1 pseudogene is annotated in these 563 nt (G+C 57.9%); it reads right to left on the bottom strand.

Annotation, left to right across the window (positions count from 1 at the left end):
• Positions 1-24: 24 nt before the first annotated feature.
• Positions 25-563, bottom strand: a pseudogene (locus BQ17_RS15250) (IS1595 family transposase); the annotation flags it as partial.

Genomic DNA, 563 nt, shown 5'->3' with positions numbered 1-563 from the left:
AGGCTCTTTATGGATTCCAGACTGTTAGCGCAGCAGCAGACCGAGGAGGGAATCCATGAGCCCTTTGCCGCGGTTTTTGGCATTGTGGACAAACTCGAAGAAGCCGAGATAAAGAGGCAAGTGCTCCTGAGAGATTCCGCGGTGGGGCCGCAGCCAGGAACGCAGCAAGGACCAGAACCCCTCCATCGTGTTGACATGGACTTCGTGGAAGCCATCACCGTCTTCGTCACGGGCATACTCCCCGGCGTGATGGCAGACCGTTTGGTGCTCAAAGCCCCATTCGGGTAAGCGATGGTAGATCGTATACTCATCGGTCAGCACCAAGGTTCCCGGCCGAATCGTGGCCTCGATCAGGGGCCGAATCGTGGTCTGGCGGACGTCTTCGAGCATTTGGATGACCACCTGACCGCCGCGTTGGATCATGCCGAAAATCGGGGGCTTCTCCTTGGCCAGCGTACCGCGTCCGCGTGCCCCTTTAAGGCGGTTACGGCGTCCCTTCCGGTGTTTTTTTTACGGCGGATGGATGCCCTTTGTGACCGGCAACGATGTAAACCTCATCACAC

Source organism: Candidatus Thiosymbion oneisti (assembly GCF_900092655.1).
Classification (GTDB): Bacteria; Pseudomonadota; Gammaproteobacteria; order Chromatiales; family Chromatiaceae; genus Thiosymbion; species Thiosymbion oneisti.
Note: the sequence above shows the minus strand (reverse complement) of the source record. Positions and strands in the feature narration are given on the sequence as shown.